The organism is Sphingomonas sp. (genome assembly GCF_042091075.1).
Taxonomy (GTDB): domain Bacteria; phylum Pseudomonadota; class Alphaproteobacteria; order Sphingomonadales; family Sphingomonadaceae; genus Sphingomonas.
The window spans coordinates 1-7,907 of sequence record NZ_JBELIE010000155.1 but is presented as its reverse complement, the minus strand read 5'-3'; the positions used below and the strand labels follow the sequence as shown (position 1 = coordinate 7,907).

Here is a 7,907-nt window from a genome sequence, read left to right as displayed (position 1 = left end):
CCGGAGGTGGCGGCGGCGCGCCGGCTCCGTGGGGCGGGGGCGGCGGGGGCGGGCCGACCTCCTGCACCGTGCCGTTCGCATCGACCAGATAGCGCGCCCGCAGCTGGCCGTCGTCATAGCGGCCCTGCACCGTCACCGGCGCCCCGGTGCGCAGCGCCATCCCATCGTGCCGACCGGCGTCGACCAGCGCACGCCCCGTCGCGTCCTGCACCACGAAGCGATCGCCATAAACCGCCGCGACGCGCCCCTTGACCGTCACCACGCCGCGCGTGTCGGCCAATTTTGCCGTCGCGGTCGCCACGGTCGGTGCCATCTCCACCGTCGGCCGCGTCAGCGACATGGCCCCGGCGCCGCCGGCCACGCCCAGCGCGAGCAGCGCCGCACCGCCCAGCGCCAGCTTCTCACGGCGCCCGATCTGGTTCATCATTCGATCAGTCATCGTCCAGTCCTTTCGTTTCCGATGACGTCCTTCTAGGCGGCACTTCGCCCATCCCCGCTGAACCGGAACGTTCAATTTCGGTTTAGAGAGTGGTCGTAGGAGCTGTGCATGCGTATCCTGTTGGTCGAGGATGATCGCGATCTGGGCCCCGTGATCGCGCGGGCGCTGCGCGAAGAGCGGTTTGCGGTCGATCTGGTCGCGGACGGCATCGATGCGGCACATCTGGGCGATACCGAACATTACGATGTCGCGGTGCTGGACCTGGGGTTGCCGGGGCAGGATGGCGTGGCGGTATTGCGGCAGTGGCGCGCCGCCGGGCGCGTGCTGCCCGTATTGGTGCTGACCGCGCGCGACGCCTGGTCCGACAAGGTCGCCGGGTTCAAGGCTGGGGCGGACGATTTCCTCGTCAAACCGTTCCGCGTCGAGGAGCTGGTGATGCGGCTGCGCGCGCTGGTGCGCCGCGCGAGCGGCCATGCGCAGCCGCGGCTGACCTGCGGCGCGATCACCTTCGATACGCAGACCGGGCAGTTCGAGCGGGATGGACTGCCCTTGCGGCTGACCGCGTTCGAATGGCGCGTGCTGTCGCAGCTGATGCTGCGGCGGGGCGCCGTGATCGAGCGGCTGGAGTTGCTCGAGCGGGTCTATGAGGGAGACGCCGACGTCGATTCGAACAGCCTGGAGGTGATCATCGGCCGGCTGCGCAAGAAGATCGGCAGCGACCTGATCGAGACGGTGCGCGGACGGGGCTATCGGCTGGCGTGCGGGGGCGATGATGAGGGGCGGGCCGGAGGGCAGGCGGCCTGATGCCCCGCCGGCGTTCGCTGCACGCGCGGATGCTGGCGCTGTCGATCGCCGCGACCGGGGTTGCACTGCTGCTTGCCGCCTGGGCGATCGGCGGGGTGCTGGGGCGGGTCGTCACCGAGGGCATCGACCGGCGGCTGGATGCGGAAATCGCCTTACTGGCCACGGCGATCGGGGTGGATGGCCGGATCGATCGCGCGCGGATCGTCGCGCGGGCGGCGGTGCTGGACGATGGCCCCGGCTGGCGCTGGCGCATCGAGTCACGCGATGGCGCGTTCGGCTCCACCGATCTCCCCATTCCCGACGATCCCGTTCCCGACGGCCCCGCGCCGCCCCCCGCGCCCCGGACGAAGCCGGACGAGCGGGCGCGCCTGCATCCGATCGAGGGCCATGATTCGTCCGGCGAGGGCTATCACGCGCGACAGGTGGTGATCGGCACGCCGCGTGGCCCGGTGACGATCACCGCCGCCGCCCCCCGTGACGTGATCCGCCGCCCGCTGCGCGGCGCGTTGATGCCGCTGCTGGCGCTGCTGGTCGCGCTGGCGGTGCTGCTGACCGCCGCGGCGCTGGTGCAGTTGCGCGTCGGCCTGCGCCCCGTCAGGCGCCTGCGCGACCAGCTTGCCGCGATCCGCGCCGGGCAGCGCACCCGGGTCGACGAGGATCAGCCAAGCGAATTGCAACCGCTCGCGCAGGAACTGAACGCCCTTGCCGAGGGCAATGCCGCCGCGCTGGCGAACGCGCGCGCCACCGCCGCCAATCTGGCGCATGCGCTCAAGACGCCGGTCGCCGCGCTCGCGCTCGAACTGCGCGACCGGCCGGACGCCGCGCGACAGGTGGCGCGGATCGACGCCACGATCCGGCATCATCTCGCCCGCGCGCGCGCCGAAGCGACCGACCTGCGCGCGTCGACCGATCTGTCCGCAGCGATCGCCGACATCGGGACGGCGGTACAACGGCTGCACGGTGATCGCGCCGTGTCGATAGAGGTGACCGGGGCCGAATCGCACCGCGTGGCGGTCGACCGGCATGATCTGGACGAAATGCTGGGCAACCTGCTCGACAATGCCGCGCGTCACGCGGCACGGATGATCCGCGTCATCGTGTCCCAGCCCGCCGGAGACGCGCGCCGGCTGACGATCACGGTCGCCGACGATGGCCCCGGCATCGCCGCCGCGGAACGCGAACGGGTGGCGCAACCGGGGGTGAGACTGGACGAGCGCGGCGATGGCCATGGCTTCGGCCTGGCGATCGCCGGCGATCTGGCCGCACGCTACGGCGGCACGCTCGTGCTCGATTCGGCGGAGGGCGGCGGGCTGGCGGCGCGGCTGACCCTGCCGTCGGTGATAGAAGCTGGCGCCGGGGCCCCCGCGACGGCCCATTGATGCTTCCCCGGCAGGGGAGGATATGCAGGTCATCGGCCAGCGGGGACGGTCCGCCTAGCTTTCGCCGCGCGACACCGCGTCGCTGGCGGGTGCCATGGCGGCGGTCCGATCCAGCCGCCGCACCATATCCTGCGCCAGCAGCGACAGCGTATCGTCGCGCGCGCCCATCACGACGATCCGGTCCCCCGGCCGCGCCACCGCGATGCCATGCGCCGCCGCCGCCTCGCGATCCGGGATATGCAACGCCTGCCGCCCGGCGCGGACGATATCGGCGGCGATATCGGCACTGGTCACCTCGCGCACGACCGTACCGCCCTGATAGACCGGATCGGGCAGGATCAGCAGGTCATCCGTCGCCAGCCGCCGCGCGAACATGTCGACCAGTTCGGCTCGCATCATCTTCAACGGGCCATAACCGTGCGGCTGGAACAGCGCGATCACGCGCCCGGGGAAGGCGTGCAGCGTATCCAGCGTCGCGGCGATCTTGTCGGGATTATGCCCGAAATCGTCGATCACCGTCACCCCGCCGCCCGCACCGACATGGTCGAAGCGGCGGCGCAATCCGCTGAATTGCTCGATCCCCGCCAGCGCTTGCTCCAGCGCCACGCCCGCCGCCAGCGCGGCACCGATCGCCGCCAGCGCATTGGCGACATTGTGCCGTCCCGGCACGCGCAACACGACGCGGCGGACCGGCTGTCCACGATGATGCAGCATGAAGCGCGCGGCGAATTCGGCTTCCTCCACCGCATCGGCGAACAGGTCCGCCGCCGCGTCCCGCAACGAGAACGACGTCACGCGCGTACGCGGCAGCGTCATCGCCAGTGCGGCGGCATCGTTGTTGTCGGCATTGACGACCGCAGTGCGCGCGCCGGCGACGAAGGCAGCGAACAGCCGGTTCAGTTCGTCGAGCGACTTGTGGTCCAGGCTGACGTTGTTGAGCACCGCCACCTGCGGCCGATACAGCGCGATCGAGCCGTCGCTTTCGTCAACCTCGCTGACGTACAGCGCCGTCCCGCCGACCAGCGCGCTGGCGAAAGGGCGATCCGGGGCGGCGAAATCCTTCATCACCGCGCCGTTCATCACCGTCGGATCGAGCCCGGCATGATGCAGGATCGCCGCGATCATGCCGGTAACGGTCGACTTGCCGCTGGTTCCCGCGACGCCGATCGCGATGCCGCTGGCGTTGAACAGCGCCGCATTCAGCTCGGCGCGCGACATCCGGGCGCAGCCCCGCGCGCGTGCCGCGACCATATCGGCGACGTCGTCCTCCACCGCGGCGGAGGCGACGACGATCTGCGCCGCATCACTGATGCCGCTGCCGTCCTGCGGGAACAGCGCGATCCCCTGCGCGCGCAGCGCATCGAACTTGGCGGGAACGCGCCCCTGATCGAGCCCACGATCGCTGCCGGCGACGATCGCCCCCCGCCCCGCGAGGATCATCGCCAGCGGCATCATCCCCGATCCACCGATACCGACCAGGAAGAAGCGCTGGCCTGACACATTGCCGTCATGCATGACGGCGGGCTATCGGCGGTTTGGGCATCGGTGGCAAGCTGGGGAAGTGGAATGCGGATCGGCGTACTGGCGGCCAGCAGCGTGGCCAACCCCGACGTGATCGCCCCGGTGTCGGCCTTCGCCGCGATCGCCTATCCCGAGGTCGATCTGGTCTTCCACCCGCAATGCTATGCCAGCGACGGGCATTTCGCCGGGTCCGACGCGGTCCGCGCGGCGGCGTTCGTCGAATATGCCAACGACCCGGCGTTCGACGCGATCTGGTTCCTGCGTGGCGGCTATGGCTCGAACCGCATCCTGTCGGCGGTGATGCCGCGGCTCGGCGCGGCGGCGCGTACCAAGACCTATCTCGGCTATTCCGATGTCGGCTTCCTGCTCGGCGCGCTCTACGCGCAACGCATCGGGCACCCGGTGCACGGCCCGATGGCGAGCGACATCGGCCGGCAGCAGGGCGATCAGACGGTCGCGCGCGCGCTCGGCTGGCTGGCGCGGCGCGATCGGGCGGGGCTGGAGCCCGGGCTCGACACGCGGCCGGCGGCGGCGTTCAACCTGTCGATCCTGAGCGCGCTGATCGGAACGCGCTGGATGCCGAACCTCGACGGGCATGTGCTGATCGTCGAGGAAGTGTCGGAGGCGATGTACGCGATCGATCGCATGCTGTTCACGCTTGCCAGCGCCCCGGCACTCCGCCGCCTCGCCGGGGTGCGGCTGGGCGCGCTGACCGCGATAAAGGACAATGTACCCGCATGGGGGGAAGCGCCCGATGCGATGATGACGCGCTGGTGCGGCGAACTGGGCGTCCCCTATCTGGGTCGCGCGGTGATCGGACACACGCAGGACAATCACGTGGTGCCGTTCGGCACGATCTGATCGCCGGGTGGCGGCGCACGACGGCGCGGCGACGGCAGGCGGCGGCGTGGGCCACGGGCGCTCAGGTCAGCACCACATTCCCGCCCGACGCCATCGCGTTCAACGCCAGCCCCTTTGAGCGACGAAGCGCCTCCGCCGGATCGTCGCCCCGCCCCGCCGCCAGGCCAGCGGAAAAGGTGACCGTCCCGATGGGCGTGCCGTCGCCGCGCAGGCGCAACGTGCGGCGGACCATCGCGTCGCGCGCCGCGTCGATCATGTCGTGCGCGCTGTGCAGCGATACGCCACGAAAGATCGTCAGGAACTCGTCCCCGGTCCAGCGGATCAGCTCATGCCCCTCGCATGCCTGTCGCAACGTCGACGCCATTGCGCGCAGCACGTTGTCGCCGACCGTCCGGCCATAGCGGTTGTTGATCAGGTGCAGATCGTCCAGCTTGCTGAGCGCGAGCGTATAGCCATGCGGCTCAGCCGCGAGGGACAGCAGCAGGACATCGCCCACCTGGCGTGACGACGTTTCCGTCAGCATGTCGTGCGCGCCGTCCGGCGACAGCGCCGACTGTGCGTCGTCATGGCGGGTGTGGATCTGTCGGCGCAGGTCGACGATCTCCGACGCCATGCCGGCAAGGTCGTGCTCCGCCTGCGTCAACCGCGTGATCATCTGACGGGTCAGATCCGCAAGCGAGCCCTCCGCAACCGGCATCCGCGCCAGGTCTCGCCCGAAATCCCCGGTGATCTCCTGCGTTTCGTTGGTCAGCGTTTCCAGCCGATGGGTGTGGCTCAGCACCTGCGCCTCCGCCGCCTCCAGCCGCTGCCCCTCACGCGGCATGCCGTGGCTCCGTGCCAGCTGAGCGGCGTCACCGGCGCTCAACCGCAAGCCGTCCTCGGTCAGTTGCTCGATCTGCCGTGACAGACCCGGATGAGCGCCTGCCAGATGCGCCAGCGCCAGTTCGTAGTGGAGCGGTGTCGGGTCGAGGTGATGGTTCAGCAAAAACTCGAGCGCCTGATACGCACGGTCGAACTTCGCCTTCATCGGTCCCCCGGATCAATAGCGTCGCCCGCTGGCAACACGATGGTAACGGCAACGGGGCGCGCCCGCGGGCGGTCAACGATATGAGCCGCCGGAAGTGCCGTCCAGCCGCCGGAAATACCAGCGCTCGGGTGCTTATGCACCGTTCGCAGCGTCCTGCGGATGATGCGGGGTGAGGATCAGAACGTCGCCCTCGACCCGCCACGATTTGAGCCGCGACAGGAAATTCATGCCGATCACGTCGATATCGCCAAACGCCGGTGACACGACCACCGCCAGATCGCGCGCGACGACATTGCCGAAGCGCAATTGCGATACGTCGCCGGTCTGCGCCTGGATCGTGCCATTGGCGGTCTTGATCAATACCGGGAACATCGCGGGCTTGACCACCACCCCCGCGGCGGCGGCGGTCGGAGGTGACAGTGCGGTGATCGTCGCGCCGCTATCCACCAGCAAGCGGCGGGTGATCCCGCCGCCCGCCGGTCCGAGATGCGCGCTCACGTAAAAATGGCCATCGGGGCTCATCCGCACCCGCGTCTCTTCCCCGGCGACCTGCTGGCTCTCGATATTGAGCGCGGCGGCGATGCGCGCCATCCATGGATCGAACCGCTCCCGCTCGGTCACCAGCGCGAACAGCAGCACACCCACCACCAGCCAGATCGCGAGGCTGACCAGCGTGCGCAGCAACGGAATCCGCCGGGCGACCAGCGCCGCCAGCAACAGCGCGCCGAGCAGCAGGTAGAAATGCGGATTGGCGGTAAAGGCGGATGGCATGGTGATGCGGATATAGGATGGCGCGGGCATCGGCGGAATGACCCGGCGTTCACCCGCGTAACGACTGGCGCGACAGCGCAGGCCGCGCTATAGCGCGACGCGATGAGGCTGGCCTTGCTCCCTATCACGCTCACTACCACCACCCCGGCGTGTCCGGGGGTCGGCGACCGCGTCTCCGCCTGACGCGCCGCCACCCACCCGGATCGCGGGTGGATCGAGCGTCCCCACCCCGATCCCGGCCCTTATCTCAACACGGTCGCTCACTTCGCCGGACGCGGCGGCGAGGACGCCGCGATCCCGGTCTGCGTAGGAATGACGTCGATGGAAATGCTCTCGATCACACTGCCCGACGGTTCGGTGCGAGAGGTCGCTCATGGCACCACGCCGGCGGACATCGCCGCCGCGATCGGCCCGGGGCTTGCCAAGGCGGCGATCGCGGCGCGGGTGGACGGCGAGCTGCGCGATCTTTCCCGCCCGCTGACGCACGACGCCGCGCTGGCGCTGGTGACGCCGCGTGACGAGGCGGATGCGCTCGAACTGGCCCGCCACGATTTCGCGCACGTCATGGCGGAGGCGGTGCAGCATCTGTTCCCCGGCACGCAGATCACCTTCGGCCCGGCGACCGACGATGGCTTCTATTACGATTTCGCCCCCAGGGATCGCCCGTTCACCGATGACGACCTGCCCGCGATCGAGGCGGAGATGCGCCGTATCATCGCGCGGAACGAACCGTTCACGCGCGAAGTCTGGTCGCGTCAGCAACTGATCGACACGTGGCGCGCGCAGGGCGAGACGTTCAAGGCCGAATGGGCCGCCGAACTGCCCGAGGGCGAGGAACTGACGATCTATCGCCAGGGCGCGTGGCTCGATATGTGCCGCGGGCCGCATATGCCCTCGACCGGGCGGCTGGATCCGAATGCCTTCAAACTGACGCGCGTCTCCGGCGCCTATTGGCGCGGCGACCAGAAGAATGCGATGCTGAGCCGCATCTACGGCACCGGCTGGCTCAACAAGAAGCAGCTCGACCAGCATCTGTTCCGGCTGGAGGAAGCCGCCAAGCGCGATCATCGCAAGATCGGGCAGGAGATGGACCTGTTCCACCTCC

7 protein-coding genes and 1 pseudogene are annotated in these 7,907 nt (G+C 69.5%); 4 read left to right on the top strand and 4 right to left on the bottom strand.

Annotated features, from left to right (window positions below; all coding sequences use genetic code 11):
• Positions 1-439: pseudogene (locus ACFDSW_RS13570) on the bottom strand (hypothetical protein); the annotation flags it as partial.
• A gap of 108 nt (positions 440-547) precedes the next feature.
• Between ACFDSW_RS13570 and ACFDSW_RS13565 the strand changes: the two are divergent.
• Together ACFDSW_RS13565 and ACFDSW_RS13560 are read left to right on the top strand one after the other, a co-directional pair.
• Positions 548-1,243 carry a response regulator gene (locus ACFDSW_RS13565; protein ID WP_375250814.1) on the top strand — a complete coding sequence of 232 codons (696 nt, stop codon included), beginning with the start codon at positions 548-550 and terminating at the stop codon, positions 1,241-1,243.
• Positions 1,243-2,622 (top strand): ATP-binding protein, encoded by a 1,380-nt coding sequence (locus tag ACFDSW_RS13560; RefSeq protein ID WP_375250813.1) that lies wholly within the window; start codon positions 1,243-1,245, stop codon positions 2,620-2,622. Before ACFDSW_RS13565 ends, ACFDSW_RS13560 begins: the two co-directional genes overlap by 1 nt.
• Positions 2,623-2,676: 54 nt before the next feature.
• Here ACFDSW_RS13560 and ACFDSW_RS13555 read toward each other — a convergent pair whose 3' ends face one another.
• Positions 2,677-4,137 carry a glutamate ligase domain-containing protein gene (locus tag ACFDSW_RS13555; protein ID WP_375250812.1) on the bottom strand — a complete coding sequence of 487 codons (1,461 nt, stop codon included), beginning with the start codon at positions 4,135-4,137 and terminating at the stop codon, positions 2,677-2,679.
• Between the two features lie 51 nt (positions 4,138-4,188).
• Between ACFDSW_RS13555 and ACFDSW_RS13550 the strand changes: the two genes are divergently transcribed.
• Entirely contained in the window at positions 4,189-5,004 is an 816-nt protein-coding gene (locus ACFDSW_RS13550) for an LD-carboxypeptidase (protein WP_375250811.1), read from the top strand.
• Between the two features lie 61 nt (positions 5,005-5,065).
• On the opposite strand, the gene ACFDSW_RS13545 is transcribed toward ACFDSW_RS13550, so the two are convergent.
• Both ACFDSW_RS13545 and ACFDSW_RS13540 read right to left on the bottom strand, forming a co-directional pair.
• Positions 5,066-6,031, bottom strand: coding sequence for a GGDEF domain-containing protein (locus tag ACFDSW_RS13545; RefSeq protein WP_375250810.1), 966 nt, complete (start codon positions 6,029-6,031; stop codon positions 5,066-5,068).
• Positions 6,032-6,163: 132 nt separating this feature from the next.
• A complete protein-coding gene (locus ACFDSW_RS13540; RefSeq protein WP_375250809.1) occupies positions 6,164-6,802 on the bottom strand; it encodes a TIGR02281 family clan AA aspartic protease in 639 nt (212 codons plus the stop codon).
• Positions 6,803-7,123: 321 nt separating this feature from the next.
• On the opposite strand from ACFDSW_RS13540, the gene ACFDSW_RS13535 reads away from it, so the two are divergent.
• On the top strand, positions 7,124-7,907 hold a 784-nt coding region (locus tag ACFDSW_RS13535; protein WP_375250815.1), incomplete at its 3' end, for a TGS domain-containing protein.